The sequence below is a fragment of the Pseudomonas sp. CMR5c genome, assembly GCF_003850545.1.
Classification (GTDB): domain Bacteria; phylum Pseudomonadota; class Gammaproteobacteria; order Pseudomonadales; family Pseudomonadaceae; genus Aquipseudomonas; species Aquipseudomonas piscis.
In genome coordinates this window covers 4,763,320-4,783,568 of the sequence record NZ_CP027705.1, presented here as the reverse complement: position 1 = coordinate 4,783,568, position 20,249 = coordinate 4,763,320, and the positions used below count along the sequence as shown (strand labels likewise).

Below are 20,249 nucleotides of genomic sequence, written 5' to 3'. Positions count from 1 at the left end.
TCCAGGCCCTACAATGAGCGCCCGTTCCTCATTTCAATGGTCGATCCCCATGCCTCCTGAATGCCAATTGTTCGGCACCCTTGGCTGCCATTTGTGCGAACTGGCCGAGGCCGAGCTGATGCCGCTGGTGGAGCACGGCCTGATGGTCGAGTTGGTGGACATCGCCGACAGCCAGGAGCTGTTCGAAGCCTACGGCTTGCGTATCCCGGTGCTGCGCCGGGCAGACAATGGCGCCGAGCTGGGCTGGCCGTTCGACGCCGAACAGGTGGTGGCCTTCCTGCGCTGAAAACTGGCGTCGCGCAGCTTCCGCCTGTCGCCCTTGCCTGGAATTCGTTGGCGAGATCCATCGATTCGGTTACTGTATGTATATACAGTCAACGAGGAATCTCGCCATGTCTCTCACTTTCCTGACCGGTATCGAACGTTCGCAACCGTTGCCAACCCGTCTCATGGAGTTGGGCGACAGCGAGCCTGCCCCTGGCCCCATCGGCAGTGGTTTCTCACTGGACCGGACCCTGGGCCTGGGGGCTCCTCAGATCCACGGCCTGCTGGTGGACGATGACAACCTCCTGGGGTTTGGCATGTACCCCGGGGATCGCCTGATCGTCGATCGTTCCGCCACCCCGGTGGTGGACCAATACCTGGTGGTGCGCCCCCACGGCTGCAGCGAGTATTCGCTGCGCCTGCTGGCACCCGATCCCCGTGGCGGCCTGCTGCTCAAGGCAGCGCGTCCGTCGATCCCTTCCATTGCCCTGGACGACTTGGGCTCGATCGAGATCTGGGGCGTGGTGCTTTGGGTCGTCAGCTACGTTGGGCACAAGCAGCCCTGATGGATGTGGTGCAGGCTTCGAACCTTCAAAGGAATAAATGATGGTCAATGTCGAACAACTGAAAAACAGCGTGAACAACATGTCTCCCGACGTGCTGCGCGAGGCGGTGCATGAGCTGCGCCTGGATGGTCTGGTCACCGAGGGCAAGACGCCTTTCAACAAGCTGCATTTCAACACCTGTTTCGCCGAGATAGAGGCCCTGTTCCAGCGTGCGGGCTATCACCGCCAGTTGGACGTCGTAGGGTACCAGGGGCTGTTGTATGCCCTGTACGATCCGGCTCGCTGGGAAGCGGTAGACGTCTTGCGCTGGCTCAAGGAGTTCACCGAGGCGGCGGCCCAGGCCAGGCAGTCCTGTGCCTGAAGGTGGGCAAACTCTTCCTAGGCTGCCGGGGATCACTGTTGGATAATGCCGGCTTGGATCGATCCCTCGAGTTTTTGTATGTCTTGCGTGAGTTTTTCTGCGGCACAGCATCAGGCCAGCACTTTGTACCTGCCTCCAGGCCCCTGGGCGACCGTGCTGGATTGCCTGTGCGATCACTTCAAGGCCATCAGTCGCGAGCAATGGCTGGACCGGTTTGCCCGGGGGCGGGTGCTGGACGGACAAGGCCAGCCCATCGCTGTGGAGCTGGCCTATCGTGAAGGTTTGCTGATTCACTATTTTCGCGAGGTACCGAACGAAAAGGTGATTCCGGTGCAGGAGACGGTGCTGTATGCCGACGAGCACCTGGTGGTGGCGGACAAGCCGCATTTCCTGCCGGTGACCCCGGCGGGCGAGTATGTCGAGCAGACCTTGCTGCGGCGGTTGATCCGTCGCTTTGACAATCCGCACCTGGTGCCCCTGCATCGTATTGACCGGCACACCGCTGGGCTGGTGCTGTTTTCCGCCGACCCGGGTAGTCGCTCGGCTTATCAGGCGCTGTTTCCCACCCGGCAAATCGAGAAGCGCTATGAAGCCATTGCCGGAGCCTTGCCCGAGCTGGTCTTCCCGCTTTTGCACAAGAGCCGGCTGGTGGACGGCGAACCCTTCTTCCGCATGCAGGAGGTCCCAGGTGTGAGCAACACCGAGACCCTGGTGGAAGTCCGGGAAAAGCATGGTGACCTTTGGCGTTACGGGCTGTATCCGGTGACGGGCAAGAAGCACCAGTTGCGTGTGCACATGAGCGCGCTGGGCGCGGCGATCTGCAATGATCCGTTCTATCCCCAGGTGCTCAAGGACGCTGAGGATGACCCTGCCAAGCCGTTGAAGCTGCTGGCCCAGGGCTTGCGCTTCATCGATCCGCTGACTGGCCAGGAGCGTGAGTTCGAGAGTGGTATCCGCCTCGACTGGTAAATCCCGAGACGTAGAAACGCTAAAACCCGCACCAGGCGGGTTTTAGCGTTTTCAGGTCGGCAGTCGCCAGGCTTACAGCTCCTTGACGGTACGTACCTGATCCTTGTTGATGCGAGTGCGCTTGCCGTCCAGTTGTTCGAACTCGTAGAAGCCGGAATCACTGTCGAACTTAGGGGTATCCACGGCCTGGATTTCGCGACCATCATTCAGGGTGATCACTGTCGGCGATGCGCAACCGGCGAGAGTGGCCAGGCCCAATGCGAGCATGAAAGTGGCGAGGGTCCGTTGAGTCATTGTATGTCTCCGAAATGAGTACTTATGAGTGCTGGTCTTCAGACGTATACAACGTCTGCAAGTTCCTTGGCCAGGGACATTCTGCCACGTTGGCGGGACGATCGCAGGCGTTCGCTGATGTGCGCCGCTCATTGTGCCTGATTGTTCCCGAATGAACCGACCCTCGAGGCATTGCCGGATGCACGGCGGCGGAGCGGAGGCCTGTGATATAACACCGGCCTGTTTCCCCATCACTGGATCGAGCCTATGAAAGCCAAGGCTGATGTACCTTTTGCCCCGCTGAATATCGCGGTCTTGACGGTCAGCGATACCCGCACCCTGGACACCGATACCTCCGGCCAGCTCTTCGTCGAGCGCCTGGGTACTGCCGGTCACCACCTGGCGGCGCGGGTCCTGCTCAAGGACGACCTGTACAAGATCCGCGCCCAGGTCGCCACCTGGATCGCCGATGACCAGGTACAGGTAGTGCTGATCACCGGCGGTACCGGTTTCACGGGGCGCGATAGCACTCCAGAAGCGGTGGCGTGCCTGCTGGACAAGCAGGTCGATGGTTTTGGCGAGCTGTTCCGGCAGATCTCCGTGGCGGACATCGGTACCTCCACCGTGCAGTCGCGAGCGTTGGCCGGCCTGGCCAATGGCACGCTGGTCTGCTGCCTGCCTGGTTCCACCAACGCAGTGCGCACCGGTTGGGATGGCATCCTTGCCGAACAGCTGGACTCGCGGCACCGTCCCTGCAATTTCGTTCCTCACCTGAAACAGGCGGCACCCTGTGAATCCCGTGGCTAAGCCGGGCAAGCTCGGTGCCCTGATGCCTGTGGAGGAGGCGCTGGAGCGCCTGCTGGCGATGGCCGAGGCGACGCCGATCCGCGAGCGCGAGCGTTTGCCATTGGCGGCGACCCAGGGTCGGGTGCTGGCCGAGCCCCTGGTATCCAGCCTGGACCTGCCGCCCTGGCCCAACAGCGCCATGGATGGTTATGCCCTGCGCCTGGAGGATTGGAAGGGCGAGCCCCTGCCGGTCAGCCAGAAGATCTTTGCCGGCCAGGCCCCGGAGCCGCTGCAACCGGGAACATGCGCGCGGATCTTCACCGGGGCCCCAGTGCCGGCCGGCGCGGATTGTGTCCAGATGCAGGAAAACACCGAGGTCCAGGACGATCAACGGGTGCGTTTCACCGAGCCGCTGAAAGTCGGGCAGAACATCCGTCCACAGGGCCAGGAAACCACCATTGGTGAGCAGATCCTCGCTGCGGGTACTCGCCTGGGGCCTATCGAACAAGGGCTGGCCGCTTCCTTGGGATGTGCCGAGCTGGACGTGATTCGCCGTGTGCGGGTGGCGGTGCTGTCCACCGGCGACGAACTGCTGGAGCCGGGCCAACCCCTGGGGCCCGGGCAGATCTACAACAGCAACCGGGTCCTGTTGTGCAGCTGGCTGCAGCGCCTGGGCTGCGAAGTGCTGGACGCCGGGATCCTGCCTGACGACCTGGCCGCGACCCGCGAACGCTTGGCAGAGCTCAAGGACGTCGACCTGATCTTGTCCACCGGCGGTGTCTCGGTAGGGGAGGCGGACTTCCTCGGCCTGGCCCTGCGCGAGGCGGGCGAGCTGGCGTTGTGGAAGCTGGCGATCAAGCCGGGCAAGCCACTGACCTTCGGGCATTTTCGGGGTGTGCCGGTGATTGGCTTGCCTGGCAACCCGGCATCGACCCTGGTGACCTTCGCCCTGTTGGCTCGTCCCTACCTGCTGCGGCGCCAGGGCGTGCAAAACATCCAACCGCTGCGTTTCCAGGTGGCGGCCGGCTTTGCCTGGCCTCAGCCGGGCAATCGGCGTGAGTACTTGCGGGGGCGGCTCGAGGATGGCCGAGCGATCATCTATCGCAACCAGAGTTCAGGGGTCCTGCGTAGCGCGGCGTGGGCCGAAGGTCTGGTGGAGGTGCTCGAAGGGCGGACCCTGGTCGAAGGTGACCAGGTCACTTTCATTCCCCTGAGCGAGCTGCTGGATTGAACCTCCCGAGCCGGCCCGGTATTGGGCCGGCTCCGATGCGTTCAACGCAGCAGTAACAGCAGCAACAGGCCGAAACGGCTGTGAAGACCCCAGGTCACCAGACCCGCCAGCAGGGCTGCGGCCAATGCCAGTCGACCCAGGCGCTTGAGCAATGACGATAGGCGGGACTGAGGCGGGCGCTGTTCGCGGAACTCCTGGCTTGAGGGGCTGGATAGCCAGGCGTTGTCTTTGATGCGGTTGAGCGTCGAATGCGCTCGTGGATACAACCCCTTGTCATTCATGACCTTGTACTTCCCTGTTTGAGGCGTCAGTGCCTGACGACCACAGTCACTGATCGGTGCTGGAGGGTCAATTCGGGGGATTCTCTTTCTAAAGTCAGAAAAGTTACTGCCGCGGCCCTGGCTGAGGGCGAGCGTTGGGGCCGTCCCAGTAACGGCGGTACATGCCCAGGCGCTTCTTCAGGCCCAGGGGCAGGTAGCGTTCCTGCTGGCTGAGCTTGTAGGCGAACAGCTTCAGTGCATTGCGCAGCAATGAGCCAGGCCATTGCAGCAGCCGTCCGAGACCGAGGAACGCCAGTTCGGATTTGACGTAGCGCAATCCTTCGCCGCCGGCGCCGCCGAAGGCCTGGCGGATCCAGGGCTCCCGGGCGTGGAACACACCGATGTCGAAATAGCGGCGAAACTCTTCCCTGAGGCTGTAGTTGTGGGAGTGGTGGCAACAGGCTGTGCCTTCATAGACGACCTTCCAGCCGGCCAGGAGCATCTTGGCGCCGACGTACATGTCCTCGGACAGGATCACGTGGTTGGGAAAACCGCCTACTTGCATCAGCGCCTCGCGGCGATAGGCCGAGAACGAGTTGGACATGAAGGCGGTCTTGATGCCCAGCGCCGGCACATCGGCCAGGCTCTTCACCTGGGACGTGGGAGGGTAGTTGAACAGCCGCGCGTGGGTGGCCAGGGGGCTGGCATCCAGGTGTGGCAGTTGGCGCCCGCACACGGCTCCCACTTGTCCATCGGCGAAGGGCGCGACGATCCTGGCGATGCCCTCGGCATCGGCGAGGTAGGCGTCCTGGGTCATGAACACATAGACGTCGTAGTCGGCATTGCGCTCCACCATCAGTTGCCGGGTACCACCGTGATTGAAGTCGCGGCTGTCGATGCGCAACACGTTGGGGCAACGTGACACGGCCAGTTCATAAGTGCCGTCGCTGGAGCTGGAATCGACGATCAGGGTATCGAAGACGGCGCTCTGGATGGCCAGGGAATCCAGCAGCCGGGCCAGGTCCCGGCAACCGTTGTAGGTGGGGATTACACAGGCCACGCGCAGTGCCGACATAGATGCCTCCGGTTCAGGTCAGGTTCTGGCGCCAGGGGCGCAGCCAGGCGGCGAGTCCCAGCAACAATAGCAACCCGCAGGCACTGCTCAGGGCCAGTTGCCAGATGATCGAGGTCAGCGGATGCAGGAACAGCGCCGCCAGCAGCATGCCGCCGATGCCTATCGACCAGTGGCTGCGCCAGGGCAGCAGGCCCAGCAACTGCTGGCGGCGCATCAGCAGCAGGGCGGTGAGCACCACCCCACAGATGGCCGCCAGGGCGATGCCCACCAGCCCCAGGAAATAGGGAAGCGCAGCTAGCAGCAAGGCATTGAGCAGGCTGCCGGCCAGTTCGCAGTTGAGCGGCATGCGGGTATCTCCCGCAGCGTAGGCATAACGCGCCAGCAGGGCGTTCCAGGCACCGAACAGCAGTGGCACCGAGAACCAGGCCAGCAGGTTCGGCAAGGGGCTGTCCGCTGCCTGGGAAGGCAACAGCAGATGCACCAGGGCCGCCGCGGCGCCGATCAGCCCCACCACCGCCGGGATGGTCAGCAGGCTGGCGCTGCTCAGGCCCTTGCGCAGCAGATCCAGCCGTTGTTCGCCGGAGCTGCCGCTCATCAGGCCCAGCAGCACTTGGTTGAGGCTCATCAGGGCGATCAGCGGCAGGTTGATCAGCTTGCGCGCCAGGTTGATCCAGGTGACCGCACCCTCGCCCAGCAACGAGGCGGCCATGCGTTCCAGCAACGCCAGGCCCTGGCTGGCCAGGTTGCTGCTCAGCAACGGCCCGATGCGCTGCAGCAACTCGCGGCCGGCCCCGGGCGCGCCCTGGATGCGCCAGGGGCGCCAGCCCTCGCGCAGCAGGCTGGGCAGCAGCACGCTGGGCATCAGCACGCTGCCCAGGACACAAGCGGCTGCCAGGCCGGTGGGGCTGGCGGCATGGTGCAAGCTGGCCAGGTAGAGCACTGGCGGCAGGTTGAACAACAACGAGCCCAGCCCTGCCAGGACAAAACGCGAACGAGCCTGCAAGGGTACGCAGAACAGGCTGTGGAGGATGAATCCAGGTGCGCACCAGGCGAGCCAGTGCAGGCCACCGCTGGCCAGGGCGTAGCCGTCATTGGAAAGGCCTGGGCCCACCAGGCGTACCCACAGGGGCGCGCCGAGGCTCAGTATGCCGCCCAGCAACAAGCCGCAGAACAACAGGCGCGGAGCCAGGGCGGCGAGCCAGGCCTGCTGCTGCGTGGCCGAGCGTTGCTGGTACAGCGGCAGGGCCGCGGCGCTGAGCAGGCCGGCGGCCAGGGCCATGCGCAGGGCCTCGGGCAGGAACATCGCCACCAGGAAACCATCGCTCTGGCCGCCCGCCCCCCAGGCGGCCACCAACAGCCACTCCCGGGCGAAGCCGGCGGCCAGGCCGGTCAGGGTGGCCAGGGTCAACCACAGCGTTGCGCCGAACATGCCGGGCGTTTCAGTGGAACAAAGTGAACAGGCCTTTGCCGCCCACTTTGTAGTTGAGGTTACGACAGCGTTCGCCCTTGATCGCGGCATCCGGGCCGCTGACGATGGCATAGGGCGGTACCGGCTTGGACACCACCGATTGGCCTCCGACCACCGCGCCCTCACCGATGTCGGCGCCATAGGAAAGCAGTGCGCGACTGGCGATCCAGGCGTAGTCATGGATATAGATCGGCCCGCCGACCGCCCAGAACTCCGGCTCCTTGAGGTCGTGGCCGCCGGCGATGATCAGTACGTGGGAAGCGATGGTCACGTGATCGCCGATGATCAAGCCACCCCGGGCATCGAGTTGGCAATGCCAGGCCACGGTGCTGTCCTGGCCGATGCGCAGGCTGTCGATACCCAGTACCTCGGTGTTGCGCCAGACCGTGGAGCCCTTGCCGATCTTCGCCCCGCCCATGCGCAACCAGAGCAGGCGCAGGGTATGGCTGGGGATCTTGCAGATCAGGATGTTGTACATCTGCTCCCAGGTGCGCAGCATGCGATCGCGCAGGGTCGGCCAATTGATGCCGTACATGGGGATCAGCGCGCCTTTGACTTCGCGCCCCAGCAGGGCATAGAAGCGCCGGGGCAGAGCCGGTTCGATCTTCGATTCGATGTTCAGGTAGCTGATATAGGTGAGGATGTTGCCCTTGAGGGGCTGCTCGAAAATCACGTCGTTTTCCAGCATCCACTGATAGGCCGCTTCCAGTTCCTCGAGGCTTACGCCCATTTTCTGCGCATATTCGGGCAGTGCCTGTTTCAGGTTCTGCGAGTGAAAGAGGCGATGTTTCATGAATGGTTTCCTGAGCTAGAAGATTCTGGAGCATTGCCTGGCGCCGTGGCCTGGGCCTTGAGCCGCAGGCGCCTGGCTTCATGCAGGTTGAGGCCCAGCAGCAGCCAGAACAGGGCGGCCAAGACCTGGGTGAAGCTGAAATAGTGGTCGAACAGGCCGCTGATCAGCGCCGCGCTCAGCCCCGCGCCGCTGCCCAGCCACAGCGCGTTGTCCCGGGTCAGGCGGGTTTGCAGGCCAGGGGCCCGGGTTTCCCGCCACCAGCTCCAGATCACCGCGACGAACAGCAGCATGCCCGGTACGCCGATCTTGTAGATGTAGTTCAACCACAGGTTGGAAATCCCCCACAGGCCAGTGCCAGGCACCGGTGGGTCGACCTTGAAGCCGATGCCGAAGGGGAACATCGCCATGGCCTCGGGGAAGTGCGTGTACTCGTCGACCCGCACGCTGGTACTGGCATCGTTGGAGGTGAACAGGGTCAGCAGGCGATCCTGCAGGGGCGGGTAGGACATCATGAGCAGGGCGCCCAGGACGAACCCGCCCATGAGCATGCGTCCGGTGTAGGGCACCCGCTGGCGGGCCATCCAGATCAGTACCACCAACAGGCTCAACAGGGCGCCACGCGAGCCCGAGAGCAACAGGCCGACCGCGCCCAGCAAGGCCACGCCCAGTCCCAGGCGGCGTTCCCAGCCGCTTCGGGTCAGGCCGAAGCAGAAGGCCAGCGGCAGGATCAACGCCATGGCGCCGCCAGTGACGTTGGGGTGCATCCAGGGCGAGCCCATGCGGTTGGCCAGGGCGCTGAGGCTGTCGCCCAGCACGGCGATGCCGCCGTAGCCGAGTCTTTCCAGGATTGGGGTCATGGCGGTGGCGGTGCCGCTCTTGAGGAATACGCTGATCGACAGCAGCAGGAGCATCAAAGTCCCCAGCAACAGCCCGCAGACCAGTTGCTCCCGGGCCCGTTGCTCCTGCAAGAGGCGCGGCACCAGGAACAGTGCCGACAGGTTGAGCAGCCAACGCACCCAGTTCACCGGCCCGTTGCCCACGGCGTCGACCGTCAACTGGCCGATGATGAAGGGCAGGGCGCTGAAGGCCATCAGCGCCAACAACAGCTTCTCGGTACGCAGCAGCCGGGGCGGGCGCGGCAGGTTGGAGAACAGGTTCTGGGTCAGGACGCTGACCCAGACCAACAGCAGCAGCGCCTCGGAGACCGTGGTACGCAGGCCGATCTGCACCGTCGAATAGGGCAGGAAGGTGGCCAGCACGGCGAACAGCAGCAGCCCGCGCAAAGGTTGGCGGACCACGGTCACGGCCGCGGCGATGGCGACCATCAGCACCAGTACCTTCAAGGGCGGCAGCAGCCAGATCAGCACGCCGAAAACCAGGCTGAAGATCAGCGCCAGCGGCAGGGCGATGGGCATTACTTGAGCTCCTCGAGCAGTTCATCCAGGCGCTGGCGATAAGCGCCTTCGGCATAACCGGTGGCCCAGGCCTGGAGCGCCGCCGGATCCTCCTTGGGAGAGTCGGCCAACTGCACCATCAACTGGCCCAGCGCGGCACTGTCGGTGGGCGAGAAGCGCGGGCTACCGGCCGGGGTGATTTCATCCAGGGCCGAGCCCGAGGCCACTGCCACCGGGGTGCCGACGCTCAGCGCCTCGATCACCGGCAAGCCGAACCCTTCGGCATAGGAGGGCTGCCACAGGCGCAGGGCCTGGCGGTAGACAGCGTGCAGTTGGCTGTCGCTGATGTCGCTGAGGAAATGCAGGCCGTGCAGGGCCCGTAGTTCGCTGGGCAGATGCTCGGGGGCGCCGATCAGCAGTAGTTCCGGGACGTCGGCCGATTGCTGGCGTGCGGCCTGCCAAGCGGAGACGAACCAGGGGATGTTCTTGCGTGGTTCGCGAGTGCCCACTACCAGCCAGTAGCGCTCGGGAAGTTGCAGCTCATTGATGTCGGCCGGCTCGCCGCTGAAGCCGGCCACCAGGTTCGGCAGGACCCGGACCTTGTCCCGGGCGGCGGGGAACAGCTTGACCAACTCATTGGCGGTGTACTGCGAGGGCGTCCAGATGCGGTCCGCCTGCTTCACCGAATAGCCGATGGAGAGCTTGTCGCTCTGGCGGTAGAAGCGTTCCTTGAGGCGCGAGCCATGGCTGTTGCTCAGGGTCAACTGGAACAGGTCGTGCAGTTGCAGCACATAGCGCAAGCCCTGGGGTTTCTTGCCCAGCGGCAGGCCCATGTTGAAGTTGCAGATGTAGACCTCGACCCCCGCCTCGCGCAGGGCGCCCGGTAGAAAGCCGCCTTCGAAGCGCAGCCGTCCGGGCAAACGGTGGATGCCTTGCAGCGCCGCTCCCCAGCGCGGGCAGTGCACCCGGCGACGTAGCGGATGATCTTCCGGGGCCACGCCGAACAACTGCAGGCTCACCTGCGGGTTGGCGCGCAGGGCTTCTTCCAGCGCCAGGTTCTGCCGGCCAATCCCGGTATTGCTGTAACCCGCGGCGGGGCGGTAATCCAGGCCTATGCGCATACGGATACTTCTTCCTTGACAGAGGGGAGTTGGTGATAGACCGCTTCGAGCTGGGCGGCAGCGGCGCTCCAGTCATGCTTGGCCAGGACGTAGGCCCTTCCGGCCGCGCCGACGCGACGCAGGCGCTCGGGGTCGGCCAGCGCCTGGGCGAGGATTTGCACCAGGGTCGCGGAGTCTTCGCCGCCCAGGTAGTGCTCGCCGTTTTCCACCTGCAGGCCCGAGCAGCCCTGGGCCGTGGTGACCACCGGCAAGCCGGCGGCCATGGCTTCGAGGACCTTGAGCTTGGAACCGCCGCCCTGGCGCAGCGGGGCGAAGAACAGCGTCGAGCGTCGTTGCAGGTCGCGCAAGTCGGGAACGAAGCCTTGCCATTCGATGCGCGGGTCGGTCCAGCGTTGGCGGAAGCTGTCCGGCAGCGCATAACCGCAGATGGCGAAACGTACGTCCGGGTTGAGGGCCCACAGCTGCGGCAGGATATTGTCCAGGGCCCATTCCACGGCATCCAGGTTGGGGCTGTATTCGTAGTTGCCGATGAACAACAGCCGCTGGCTGGAAAAGTCCGGCTGCACCGAGGCGTAATGCCCGCAGTCGACGCCGTTGACCACCACCGGCGCCGGCTTGCCGCTGAGGCGGGCCAGGGTCACGGCATCCTGTTCGGTCACGGCCACGACCCGGGCCGCCTGCCGGAATACCCGGGTTTCCCAGCGCCGGTAGCGCCACTGGTCATACAGGGTGAAGGGCTTGGACCAGGCTGGCAGGCGGTCGTAGCTGGCGGCTCCGAGGGCCGACTCGACATTGTGCTCGGTGAGGATGAAGTCTTGTTCGTGCTGGCGCAGTGGTTGCTCGAAGGGTTGGAAGCTATAGCTGTGTTCGATCTGCACCACGTCCCAGGGCTCCTCCAGCAATTGCCGGAAACGCTGTTGCAGCGGCTCGGCCAGGCCATTGATCGTGGCCAGCATCGGGTACGGCGCGAACAGCACCGCCAGCAGGGTCTTGAGGCTGCGCAGGGGGCGGCGCGGCAGCACGATCAGGCGGTCCAGCCAGGGTTCCAGGGCGGCGCGCGAGGCTTCGTCCAAAGGCGTCTTGGATTGCACCAGCAGGGTAATGCGGTGCCCACGGGCGGCCAGGGCTCGCAGCAGATGGTATTGCCGGGTCTTGCCGCCGCTGGTGGCTGGCCAGGGCAGGTAGGGCAGGGTCCAGAGAATCTTCATGTTCACCACACCAGGAGTTGCAGGCTGGTTTTCAACGGCACGTTGATGCCTTGGGCCCCGCTCAAGTCGGTGCGGGTGCCGGCCAGCGGGTCATGCAAGGTGGCGCTGGCCAGCCCGGGGATCTGCAGGCTGGAGCCGCTGGCGCTCCAGAACATCCACACATGGGAGCCATCGGGGCGGGTCCAGGCGATGCTGTAGAGATCGCCCGGGGCATTGGCCAGGGGCGGCGGGTCGGCCGGAGCCAGGCTGGGGCCGGTGGTCTCGAGGAAGTACTTGAGGGCGGTGTAGACCGGCTTGGGGTCGCCGGCCAGGTCCACCAGGCCATAGGACTGGTCGCGGTTGGTGGCCCGGGCGTCCAGGTCGCTCAGGTTGAACAGGAAGATCCGCTGGTAGTCCATGGCCGCCATCAGGGCCAGGCGCCGCAGGGTGTAGTCGGCCTGGCCGCTGGGGCCGATCATTGCCTGCATCTCGCGTTCGCCGGTGGTATAGCTCGACCAGCCCCATTCGGTGGCCCAGACCTGCTGCACGCCCTTGCCGTGCAGGGCACTGTTGAGGAAGTTGCCCCGGGCCAGGAAATCCTTGGCCGCCGGGTCATCGCCCTCGGGGTACTCGGAGTAGGGGTGGTAGGCGGCGATCAGGTTGTCGTTGCCCAGGCCCTGGACCAGCAGGTTCTCGAGCATCAGCCCGGGAGTGCTGCGCATCTGGCTGTAGTAGGCCATGCCGGCGGTGGCCACGGGCTTGTTCGGCAAGGCGGCACGGATGGCGTTGCTGGTGGTGCCGAGCAGTTGGTCGTAGGCGCTGGGGTCTTCCTTGGGCAGCCAGACGATGTTCGGCTCGTTCCAGACCTGCCAGGTGTTCACCTGGGGATAGCGCTGGGCGAGCATCTTCATGCGCTGGGCGAAGACGTTGAAGTCCTTGGGCGGGTACTGGTCGGAGGGCGGCGCGCCGGCCGGGACGTTGGCGGCGAAGGGCGCTGAGCCGACCATGTAGGCGAGGATCTTGTAATGGCGATCCTTCATGGCGTTCATCGCGCCATCCAGGGTGTCGAGTTTCAGCTGATTTTCCACGGGTTCGATCATGGCCCAGTGGATGGACAGGCGGACCCAGTTCAGGCCCAGGGCGTCAAGTCGGTCCATCTGCTTCTGGTACACGCTGGGGGCGAAATACTGGAATTGCGCATTGACCCCGAGGAAGTCCTTCCAGATTACCGGTCGCGGCCCGCGCATGGCGTTGTCGGCCAGGACCGGGCCGGCCAGGCTGGCCAGCAGCACGAGCAGCAGGCCTGATCTACGTGGCATGGACATGGGCAGCTCCTGCGCAGGCATCGGCGAACACTCGGGCGAAGCGTTCGGCGGTTTGGCTCCAGACCCGATGCGCGCCGATCATCGCGGCGTGCTCGGCCCAGCGTTCCACCAGCTCCGGGCTGGCACACAGGTGGCTGATCTCGGCGGCCAGGGCCGCGACGTTGCCCTGGGGAAAGATCACGCCATTGTCCTGCGCGACTTCCTCGGCGAACGAACGGGCATCGGAGGTGATGGCCCCGCGGCCACAGGCCACGGCCCAGGACAGCGCTCCGCTGGTGCCGCGCAACTGCCCCAGGAGCTTGAGCTTGCTCGATTCGCGATAGGGCAGGACCATCACATGGTGGTCCTGGATGACTCGGGGGATATCACCGGCCGGCAGGTCCAGCTGCCAGTCGATGCTGTCCTGCAGGTTCAGGCGCTGGATGTGCTGGCGTAGCTGGTCCAGGTAGCTGCCGGCAGTGCCGAAGGCCATCTCCGGCTCGCTGCCTCCGGCCAGGGTCAAGCGCAGGCGCTGGCGCAGGTCCGGTTGCTGGGCGAAGACCATGGCCAGGGCGTCCAGCAGATCCTCGATACCCTTGCCGCGATAGATGAAGCCGAAGTACAGCAATCGAAGTGGCGTCAGCGGCGGCAGCGGCCGGGCGGGGATCGCCAGGTTGCCATGGGGAATCACCACCATCTGCTCGGCGCGCAGCCCCATGCGCTGGCGCAGGCACTCACCGCCGGCACGGGTCAGGGTGATCAGCCGGTTCAGGCTGCGGGCCAGCTGTTTTTCCTCGTGCAGGCAGATCGGGTCGGCCAGCACCGTGGCCAGCTGAGGCATCGGTGAAGGCAGGCGTGCCGCCAGCGACAATGGCCAGGGCAGGGCGGCCCGGCGCCAGACCAGGCGCTCGGGGTCATGCACGGTGGCGCTCAGGGGCAGGCTGGGGAAGCGCTGGCGCAAGGCTCTCAAGGCATGGAACTCGGCCAGCCGGCCTCCACCGAGCTCGGCGTGTACCAGGTCGATATCCTGCCAGTCGACCTGGGCCACGCGCTCGGTGGCACGCTGCGGATCGTTGCCCAGCCCTTGCAGTGGTGTGCTGATCCGTATCCCTCGTTCCTGCAGGGCCGTGCGCAAATGCGCGGCATAGTCGGCGATGCCGTTCTGCTCGGGAGGCATGGGGGCCAGCACGGCGATATGCATCAATGTGGGCTCCTGATCCGCGCCATGAAGCTGAGCACGCTTTCCGGAATACCGAAGCGCCGGCGGTTGAGGATGATGCCGTCGACGCGCTTGAAGGCGGTGTTGAGGATCGACAGGGCGTTTTGCAGGACCGGCACGGTGGTGGTCTCGGCCTCGATGATCAGGGCGATCAGGTCGGCTTCGCGCAGGCTGACGAAGGCCTCTTGGTTGGAGAAGAAGCCCGAGGCTTCCAGCAGCACGATTTCACCGGGCTGTGCGGTGGGGGCGCCGTTGACTCGCACGCCGTGGCCGCGCTCCTGCAACAGGTCGCGCAGGTGGCCGGTCACGAAGCTCACGCCTTCGCCATGACGGGCCGAGGTCAGGCCGATCACCAGGCCGCGCTCGGCCACCTGTTTCAGCGGCAGTACGCCATACAACCGGTACAGGCTGGCGGTGAAGGCGCTGTTGCGCTGCGGCAGGTGGCTGTCCAGGTCCTGCAGGCTGGTCCAGACCTTGACTCCGAAGCGCTCCTCCAGCTGGTCGGCGTCGTGGATGCGCTGGTCCAGCAGGTAGAAGAAGTACAGGGCCAGCAGGCCTACCGCCAGGCTCAGGGGAATGGCCGCCAGCAGCATGGTCAGGCTCTTGGGGAAGATCCGGCTGGGCTGGAAGGTGGCGTCCTCGATGACCGCGATGTTGCTGATCTGGCTCTGGTCCAGCTCGCGGTCGATTCGCGCCTTCTCGGTGCTGTCGCTATACAGGGCGAAGCTTTTCTCGGCGGCGCTGAGCTCGCGTTGCAAACGGGCCAGTTCAGGTTCCAGGTCCAGGGCATGGCGCCGGTCCTGTTCCAGCTTGAGCAACTGGCTTTCCTGTTGGGCAGCCTGGGTTTTCAGGCGGCTGAGGCTGGCTTGCTGGTCGGCGAAGCTGTTCTGCAGGCGGGTGTAGACCGGGTTCGGCGCCAGGTTCTCGCTGCGCTGGACCGTGGCGTTTTCCGCCCGTAGCAGGGCCTGCAGGTTGGCGATCGCCGCATCCATGGCCCGGACCGGCGGGGCGCCCTCCTTGAAGGTACGGAGCATCTCCTGGCGCTCGATCTGCTTGGCGTTGATCCGCTGTTGCAGGTCTTGGCGGTCGGGGTTGAGGCTCATCTGGCGCCCGATGCTGATTTCTTTCTTCATGCTGTTGAGCTGCTGCTGGATGGTGTCCAGGCCGCTCTTGGTGGAGGCCACCGCACGAGTGGTATTGAGGTGTTCGCCGCGCAAGTTGTTGAGGTTGCGCGAGATATCGTTCAGCCGCTCGTCGATGCTCACCGCGCCCAGCTGGTTGAGGTAGTCGGCGATCTGCTTCTTGTAGCCGAGGATGCGCTGGTTGGTGCTGGTGCTCTCGGTTTCATAGAAGGCGTACAGGCTCTTGCGCCCCAGGGTCTGTGCCCGCTCCTGCTGGTACTGCTCGATCCAGCTCTTGACCACGGTCTGCGCCACTTGCGGATCGTTCCAGGTGAAGCTCACTTCGATCACCGAGGAGCCGGCGGCGTGGGTCACGCTGAAGTTCTTCAGCATGCGCTCGGTCAGGCGTTCGACCGGGGTTTGCTTCTCCACCAGGCCCACCAGTTGCAGCAGCCCGCGAAACAGGTCGGCGATACCTTCGACCGCGCCCTTGAGCGCGTTCTTGATGGTGCCCAGTACGCCGCCGGGCTGGGGCTGGCGCGACAGGTCGTCGAGGTACTGCTGCGCCACTTTGCGGGCGATGGGGGCGCCGGTGAGGATGCGCTCCTCGTCGAGGATCGGATCACGCTGGGCGCTGGGGATCACCACTGCCTGGCGGTCGGAAATCTCGATGGGCAGGGTGCTGGTGTCGCGACCCGGCTTGACCAGCAGCAGGGCGGTGGACTCGAAGCGGTTGGGCAGCAGGAAGGCGCCCAGCACGATGATGATGAACGTCACCAGGACGGTGATCTTGACCTCGCGCTTGAAGATGAAGAACAGCCGCAGCAAATCGCGAAAGGAACGGATATTGATCATATGGGCAGTCCTTGGCGATCAATTGGATTGGCGGTTGATTTCGTAGCTGGCCCCGATACCGATCGACTTGGTGAACGGAATCAGCTGGTTGAGGTACACGTCCACCCATTCGATGCCGTTGCCGACGCTGGACTTGGGCACGAACACCACGTCGCCGCGTTGCAGCAGTACCGGCGCCGCCCCGGCGTTCCCGGCGATCATGAACTTGCGGTAGTCGAAGAAGTAGGTCTTGTAGCGCCCGTCCTCGCCTTCGCGCAGCAGGGCGATGTTGCGGCTGTCGCCCACTGACAGCAGTCCCCCGGCACCGACGATGGCCTGTTCCAGGGTGGTGGTGACGGTCACCGGCAGGGACGCCGGGTTACGCACCGATCCACCGACGAACACTGTGTTGCCTGGTGCCTGGTTGATGTTCACGGTCAGCGCCGAGTCCTGGTAGACGTTCTTCAGCTTGCTTTCCAGGACCTGGGTCAACTGCTGCGGGGTGAGCCCCGCCGCCTTGACCTGGCCGGCATAGGGATAGGAGAAGGTGCCGTCGTTGAGCACGGTGAACAACGTCAGCTCGTAGATCGAGTTGGCGGTGAAGGCCGAGATCGACGGTGCCTCGCCGGTATTGCGAACGATGCGCAGGGTGTCTCCCGGGCGGATTCGCTGCGGCGGCAGCGGCTTGCCAGCCAGGGCCTCGCCAGCCCGGTGGCCTTGTTCGAGGTCCTGCCCGGGAGGCAGTTCCACCTTGGCCGGTATGGAACAGGCGCACAGCATGAGAACACTGGAAATCAGCAGCAGTCTTTTCATCGAGCGGTCTTCCTGGCGTGCATAGTCACAACTCCCTGTCGGGCCAGATTCGGGGGCAGAGCGCGGTTTCAAGTCTTGGCAGGTTCGGCGGGAACCCGTCCATAAATATCGTTGAAGCGCACGATGTCGTCTTCGCCGAGGTACTCCCCGCTCTGTACTTCGATCATCACCAGGTCGATCACCCCGGGATTGACCAGGCGGTGGGTGCGGCCAGGCTTGATGAAGGTCGACTCGTTGGTGTTGAGCAGGAACTCGTCCTCGCCATTGGTCACCCGGGCCATGCCGCTGACAACGATCCAGTGCTCGCTGCGGTGGTGGTGCATCTGCAGCGACAACGAGGCGTCGGGCTTGACCATGATGCGCTTGATCTTGAAGCGCGGTCCTTCCTCGAGCACGGTGTAGGTGCCCCAGGGCCGGGTCACGGTGCGGTGCAGCTTGTAGGCGTCGTGGCCCAGGCGCTTGAGCTCCTGGGCGATCAGCTTGACGTCCTGGCTGCGCTTGCCATCGGCCACCAGCAGGGCGTCCGGAGTGTCGATGATGATCAGGTCGTTCAGGCCGACCCCGCCCACCAGGCGCTTGCGCGAGTCGATGTAGCAGTTGTGAACATCATGCAGCACGGTCTCGCCATTGCACTGGTTGCCATGTTCGTCCGCCGCAGTCAGTTCCCGCACCGCCTGCCAGGAGCCGATATCGCTCCAGCCGAGCTGGCAGGGCACCACGGCGACTTTCTTCGAACGTTCCATCACGGCGTAGTCGATGGAGATGTCCGCAGCCTGGGCGAAGCTGTCGCCGTCCAGTTCCACTTGCAGTTCGTGCTTGCCCTCCTTGCGATGGCTCAGCTCCAGGCAGCGTTCCACGGCACTGACCATTTCGGGCACGAATTCCCGCAGTTCCTGGAGGATCGCATCGGCGCGCATGCAGAACATGCCGCCGTTCCACAGGTGCAGGCCGCCATCGACATAGCGCTGGGCGGTGGCGGCGTCAGGTTTCTCGACGAAGCGGCTGACCTGGAAGCCATCGTTGTTCAGGCCCTGGCCCTTTTCTATATAGCCGAAGCCGGTTTCGGCATGGGTCGGCACTATGCCGAAAGTCACCAGCCAGCCTTGCTCGGCCAGTTGCCGGGCACTGCCCACCGCGGCGGCGAAAGCGGCCAGGTCCTTGATCAGGTGATCGGCCGGTAGCACCAGCAACTGCGCGTCCTCGCCATACAGGCGGCTGACGTGCAGGGCCGCGGCGGCGATGGCGGGCGCGGTGTTGCGGCCGAAGGGTTCGAGGATGAAGTCCAGGTCGACCCGCTTCTTGTTCAGCAGGCGGTAGTCATCCAGGGTACGGAAGAACAGGTCGCGGTTGGTCACGGTCAACAGGCGGCCGACGTCGTCCAGGGCCGTCGCGCGCTCGAAGGTCTTCTGCAGCAGGCTTTCGCCATCGGGCAGGCGCATGAAGGGTTTGGGCATTGCCTCGCGGGATACCGGCCACAGACGGGTGCCGGCACCGCCAGCGATGATGCAGGGAATGAGTGTGCTCATTCAGAAGGCCTCGCGGGTCATGATCACTGATGGAACGGTGCGGAACAGGATGTACAGATCGAACCAGACCGACCAGTTTTCGATGTATTCCAGGTCGAATTCGACACGTTTCTCGATTTTCTCCAGGGTATCGGTTTCGCCCCGGTATCCGTTGATTTGCGCCAGCCCGGTGATTCCCGGCTTGACCCGGTGGCGCGAAGTGTATTCCTTGACCGCCTCCTCGAAGAGAATGCCGGCGGCCTTGGTGGCCGTGGCGTGGGGGCGTGGACCGACCATGGACATGCTGCCGCCGAACACGTTGAACAACTGCGGCAGCTCGTCGAGGCTGGTCTTGCGGATGAAGCGCCCGACCCGAGTGATGCGCGGATCGCCACGGGTGGTCTGCTTCTCGGCGTTGGCATCGCTCATGTGCTGGTGCATGGAGCGGAACTTGTAGACCTGGATCAGCCGGTTGTTGTAGCCGTAGCGCTTCTGCTTGAACAGCACCGGGCCCCTGGAGTCGAGCTTGATGGCCAGGGCCACCAGCAGCATCACCGGGGACAGCAGCACCAGGGCGATGCTCGAGAGGATCATGTCCTCCAGGCGCTTGAAGAACGGCGACCAGCCCCGCAGCGGTACTTCGGAGGCGTTGAACATCGGCAGGTTGGCGACTTCGGTGATGCGGTTGTGCGCATGCCGGAAGGCCACCATGTCGGGCACCAGCAGCACGTTCACCGGCAGCCTGCGCAGTTCGCGGATCACATAGGCCATGCGGTTCTCCGCCGACCAGGGCAGGGCCACCAGGACTTGGGTGACCTTTTCCTCGCGGATCAGGCGTTCCAGATCGCTGGAGTTGCCCAGCAGCGGCAGGTTGCACAGCACCTTGGGCAGGCGGCCGATGCGGTCGTCGATGAAACCGGTGACCCCGGAGCGGATGTCCTGGTGCTGGGCCAGGTACTCGGCCAGGCGCTGGCCGTTCTCCGTGGCGCCGAGGATCACCGCGTTCTGCAGGAACACGCCGCGCTGCATCAGTTGCTGGAACAGGGTCAGGAGGATCAGGCGCTCGATGCCGAACAGCACGAAGCTGCCGAAGAACCACGCCAGCAGCCCGCGGTTGTCGATGGTATGGAACATCAACATCGAGTAATGCATGAACAGCAGCACGCAAAAGGACGCCGACCAGGCGAACAAGGTCAGTTGGAAGCGCAACTGGTTGCTGAAGATGGATTCGGCATAGACCCCCAGGGCCTGGAAGATCAGCACGCTGATGATGCCGAAGAACACCAGGATGGTCAGGTCGCTCTTGAGCGCCGGGAGCTCGGGGCTCGCCAGCAGCAGGAGCAGGATCCCCGGAAGGATCGCGGTCAGTCCATGGACCACGCGGATGCCGAACAGGAAGTACTCGACCATGCTGGGTCGAGTCAGTAACAGGCTGTCTACAGGTTGCAACCGCATAAGATCAATTCCCTCGACCCAAGGCAAACCGGCGCCTCTGGAGGTTGGCCACCGGTCAAAAAATGCACCTTCGCATCGCGCAGTCCCGATACCGCACGAAACCAGGCAAACCATCCCTGGTCTCGATCGCAAGCCATTGGGCAGGCAGGTACGCGCATCTGGGTGGGGCTCCTGGCACCGATCGACCCGATGGCTGCACTTGCTCATCTAAACGACTTGGCTGAGTAAAGCTCATGAAACAGCGGCTGGC

The 20,249-nt window shown here is 64.4% G+C and carries 20 protein-coding genes; 6 read left to right on the top strand and 14 right to left on the bottom strand.

All coding sequences use genetic code 11. The features are described 5' to 3' along the window. Positions 1-49 precede the first annotated feature (49 nt). The 4 genes from C4K40_RS21830 to C4K40_RS21815 all read left to right on the top strand — a co-directional run bounded on the left by C4K40_RS21830 (position 50) and on the right by C4K40_RS21815 (position 2,160). The gene (locus C4K40_RS21830) at positions 50-286 is read left to right on the top strand and encodes a glutaredoxin family protein (RefSeq protein WP_053133091.1); all 237 of its coding nucleotides are present in this window, start codon (positions 50-52) and stop codon (positions 284-286) included. A gap of 106 nt (positions 287-392) precedes the next feature. Further along, on the top strand, positions 393-830 hold the full coding sequence (locus C4K40_RS21825; RefSeq protein WP_022640019.1) for a S24 family peptidase: 438 nt from the start codon (positions 393-395) through the stop codon (positions 828-830). Positions 831-870: 40 nt separating this feature from the next. Continuing rightward, on the top strand, positions 871-1,191 hold the full coding sequence (locus C4K40_RS21820) for a hypothetical protein (protein WP_022640018.1): 321 nt from the start codon (positions 871-873) through the stop codon (positions 1,189-1,191). 78 nt (positions 1,192-1,269) lie between these two features. Further along, the gene (locus tag C4K40_RS21815; protein WP_053133090.1) at positions 1,270-2,160 is read left to right on the top strand and encodes a pseudouridine synthase; all 891 of its coding nucleotides are present in this window, start codon (positions 1,270-1,272) and stop codon (positions 2,158-2,160) included. Between the two features lie 72 nt (positions 2,161-2,232). Here the strand turns inward: C4K40_RS21815 and C4K40_RS21810 are convergent, their stop codons facing one another. After that, complete coding sequence (locus C4K40_RS21810) at positions 2,233-2,454, bottom strand: YgdI/YgdR family lipoprotein (RefSeq protein ID WP_022640016.1); 222 nt, start codon at positions 2,452-2,454, stop codon at positions 2,233-2,235. Between the two features lie 246 nt (positions 2,455-2,700). Here C4K40_RS21810 and moaB point away from each other — a divergent pair, with 246 nt between their 5' ends. Then, positions 2,701-3,240: a molybdenum cofactor biosynthesis protein B gene (gene moaB, locus C4K40_RS21805; RefSeq protein WP_053133087.1), complete on the top strand. Its 540-nt coding sequence runs from the start codon at positions 2,701-2,703 to the stop codon at positions 3,238-3,240. 22 nt (positions 3,241-3,262) lie between these two features. After that, positions 3,263-4,450, top strand: coding sequence for a gephyrin-like molybdotransferase Glp (glp, locus tag C4K40_RS21800; protein ID WP_164485058.1), 1,188 nt, complete (start codon positions 3,263-3,265; stop codon positions 4,448-4,450). A 41-nt stretch (positions 4,451-4,491) separates the two neighbouring features. Here the strand turns inward: glp and C4K40_RS21795 are convergent, their stop codons facing one another. The 13 genes from C4K40_RS21795 to C4K40_RS21735 all read right to left on the bottom strand — a co-directional run bounded on the left by C4K40_RS21795 (position 4,492) and on the right by C4K40_RS21735 (position 19,999). Further along, positions 4,492-4,731, bottom strand: a complete 240-nt coding sequence (locus C4K40_RS21795) for a hypothetical protein (protein WP_053133081.1) — start codon at positions 4,729-4,731, stop codon at positions 4,492-4,494. 103 nt (positions 4,732-4,834) lie between these two features. Beyond that, positions 4,835-5,785 (bottom strand): glycosyltransferase family 2 protein, encoded by a 951-nt coding sequence (locus C4K40_RS21790; protein WP_053133078.1) that lies wholly within the window; start codon positions 5,783-5,785, stop codon positions 4,835-4,837. Positions 5,786-5,798: 13 nt separating this feature from the next. Next, a complete protein-coding gene (locus C4K40_RS21785) occupies positions 5,799-7,214 on the bottom strand; it encodes a lipid II flippase MurJ (RefSeq protein WP_053133074.1) in 1,416 nt (471 codons plus the stop codon). Between the two features lie 10 nt (positions 7,215-7,224). Next, positions 7,225-8,046 carry an acyltransferase gene (locus tag C4K40_RS21780; RefSeq protein WP_022640008.1) on the bottom strand — a complete coding sequence of 274 codons (822 nt, stop codon included), beginning with the start codon at positions 8,044-8,046 and terminating at the stop codon, positions 7,225-7,227. Then, a complete protein-coding gene (locus tag C4K40_RS21775) occupies positions 8,043-9,461 on the bottom strand; it encodes an O-antigen ligase (RefSeq protein WP_053133072.1) in 1,419 nt (472 codons plus the stop codon). The genes C4K40_RS21780 and C4K40_RS21775 overlap by 4 nt, the downstream gene beginning before the upstream one ends. Further along, complete coding sequence (locus C4K40_RS21770; protein ID WP_053133069.1) at positions 9,461-10,561, bottom strand: glycosyltransferase family 1 protein; 1,101 nt, start codon at positions 10,559-10,561, stop codon at positions 9,461-9,463. Before C4K40_RS21770 ends, C4K40_RS21775 begins: the two co-directional genes overlap by 1 nt. Further along, a complete protein-coding gene (locus C4K40_RS21765) occupies positions 10,552-11,769 on the bottom strand; it encodes a glycosyltransferase family 4 protein (protein ID WP_053133066.1) in 1,218 nt (405 codons plus the stop codon). Before C4K40_RS21765 ends, C4K40_RS21770 begins: the two co-directional genes overlap by 10 nt. A 2-nt stretch (positions 11,770-11,771) precedes the next feature. Beyond that, on the bottom strand, positions 11,772-13,067 hold the full coding sequence (locus C4K40_RS21760) for a cellulase family glycosylhydrolase (RefSeq protein WP_083456930.1): 1,296 nt from the start codon (positions 13,065-13,067) through the stop codon (positions 11,772-11,774). Further along, positions 13,057-14,253: a glycosyltransferase gene (locus C4K40_RS21755; RefSeq protein ID WP_022640003.1), complete on the bottom strand. Its 1,197-nt coding sequence runs from the start codon at positions 14,251-14,253 to the stop codon at positions 13,057-13,059. Before C4K40_RS21755 ends, C4K40_RS21760 begins: the two co-directional genes overlap by 11 nt. Beyond that, the gene (locus C4K40_RS21750; RefSeq protein ID WP_022640002.1) at positions 14,253-16,247 is read right to left on the bottom strand and encodes a GumC family protein; all 1,995 of its coding nucleotides are present in this window, start codon (positions 16,245-16,247) and stop codon (positions 14,253-14,255) included. The genes C4K40_RS21755 and C4K40_RS21750 overlap by 1 nt, the downstream gene beginning before the upstream one ends. Before the next feature lie 18 nt (positions 16,248-16,265). Then, entirely contained in the window at positions 16,266-17,039 is a 774-nt protein-coding gene (locus C4K40_RS21745; protein ID WP_022640001.1) for a polysaccharide biosynthesis/export family protein, read from the bottom strand. Positions 17,040-17,107: 68 nt separating this feature from the next. Then, entirely contained in the window at positions 17,108-18,565 is a 1,458-nt protein-coding gene (locus C4K40_RS21740; RefSeq protein WP_053133060.1) for a mannose-1-phosphate guanylyltransferase/mannose-6-phosphate isomerase, read from the bottom strand. Beyond that, the gene (locus C4K40_RS21735; RefSeq protein ID WP_053133057.1) at positions 18,566-19,999 is read right to left on the bottom strand and encodes an undecaprenyl-phosphate glucose phosphotransferase; all 1,434 of its coding nucleotides are present in this window, start codon (positions 19,997-19,999) and stop codon (positions 18,566-18,568) included. Positions 20,000-20,249: the final 250 nt, after the last annotated feature.

Bases quoted from the DNA above. Each gene is read 5' to 3' on its own strand.
- C4K40_RS21830 (WP_053133091.1), top strand. From the start codon at position 50: ATGCCTCCTGAATGCCAATTGTTCGGCACCCTTGGCTGCCATTTGTGC.
- C4K40_RS21825 (WP_022640019.1), top strand. From the start codon at position 393: ATGTCTCTCACTTTCCTGACCGGTATCGAACGTTCGCAACCGTTGCCA.
- C4K40_RS21820 (WP_022640018.1), top strand. From the start codon at position 871: ATGGTCAATGTCGAACAACTGAAAAACAGCGTGAACAACATGTCTCCC.
- C4K40_RS21815 (WP_053133090.1), top strand. From the start codon at position 1,270: ATGTCTTGCGTGAGTTTTTCTGCGGCACAGCATCAGGCCAGCACTTTG.
- C4K40_RS21810 (WP_022640016.1), bottom strand. From the start codon at position 2,454: ATGACTCAACGGACCCTCGCCACTTTCATGCTCGCATTGGGCCTGGCC.
- moaB (WP_053133087.1), top strand. From the start codon at position 2,701: ATGAAAGCCAAGGCTGATGTACCTTTTGCCCCGCTGAATATCGCGGTC.
- glp (WP_164485058.1), top strand. From the start codon at position 3,263: ATGCCTGTGGAGGAGGCGCTGGAGCGCCTGCTGGCGATGGCCGAGGCG.
- C4K40_RS21795 (WP_053133081.1), bottom strand. From the start codon at position 4,731: ATGAATGACAAGGGGTTGTATCCACGAGCGCATTCGACGCTCAACCGC.
- C4K40_RS21790 (WP_053133078.1), bottom strand. From the start codon at position 5,785: ATGTCGGCACTGCGCGTGGCCTGTGTAATCCCCACCTACAACGGTTGC.
- C4K40_RS21785 (WP_053133074.1), bottom strand. From the start codon at position 7,214: ATGTTCGGCGCAACGCTGTGGTTGACCCTGGCCACCCTGACCGGCCTG.
- C4K40_RS21780 (WP_022640008.1), bottom strand. From the start codon at position 8,046: ATGAAACATCGCCTCTTTCACTCGCAGAACCTGAAACAGGCACTGCCC.
- C4K40_RS21775 (WP_053133072.1), bottom strand. From the start codon at position 9,461: ATGCCCATCGCCCTGCCGCTGGCGCTGATCTTCAGCCTGGTTTTCGGC.
- C4K40_RS21770 (WP_053133069.1), bottom strand. From the start codon at position 10,561: ATGCGCATAGGCCTGGATTACCGCCCCGCCGCGGGTTACAGCAATACC.
- C4K40_RS21765 (WP_053133066.1), bottom strand. From the start codon at position 11,769: ATGAAGATTCTCTGGACCCTGCCCTACCTGCCCTGGCCAGCCACCAGC.
- C4K40_RS21760 (WP_083456930.1), bottom strand. From the start codon at position 13,067: ATGCCACGTAGATCAGGCCTGCTGCTCGTGCTGCTGGCCAGCCTGGCC.
- C4K40_RS21755 (WP_022640003.1), bottom strand. From the start codon at position 14,253: ATGCATATCGCCGTGCTGGCCCCCATGCCTCCCGAGCAGAACGGCATC.
- C4K40_RS21750 (WP_022640002.1), bottom strand. From the start codon at position 16,247: ATGATCAATATCCGTTCCTTTCGCGATTTGCTGCGGCTGTTCTTCATC.
- C4K40_RS21745 (WP_022640001.1), bottom strand. From the start codon at position 17,039: ATGAAAAGACTGCTGCTGATTTCCAGTGTTCTCATGCTGTGCGCCTGT.
- C4K40_RS21740 (WP_053133060.1), bottom strand. From the start codon at position 18,565: ATGAGCACACTCATTCCCTGCATCATCGCTGGCGGTGCCGGCACCCGT.
- C4K40_RS21735 (WP_053133057.1), bottom strand. From the start codon at position 19,999: ATGCGGTTGCAACCTGTAGACAGCCTGTTACTGACTCGACCCAGCATG.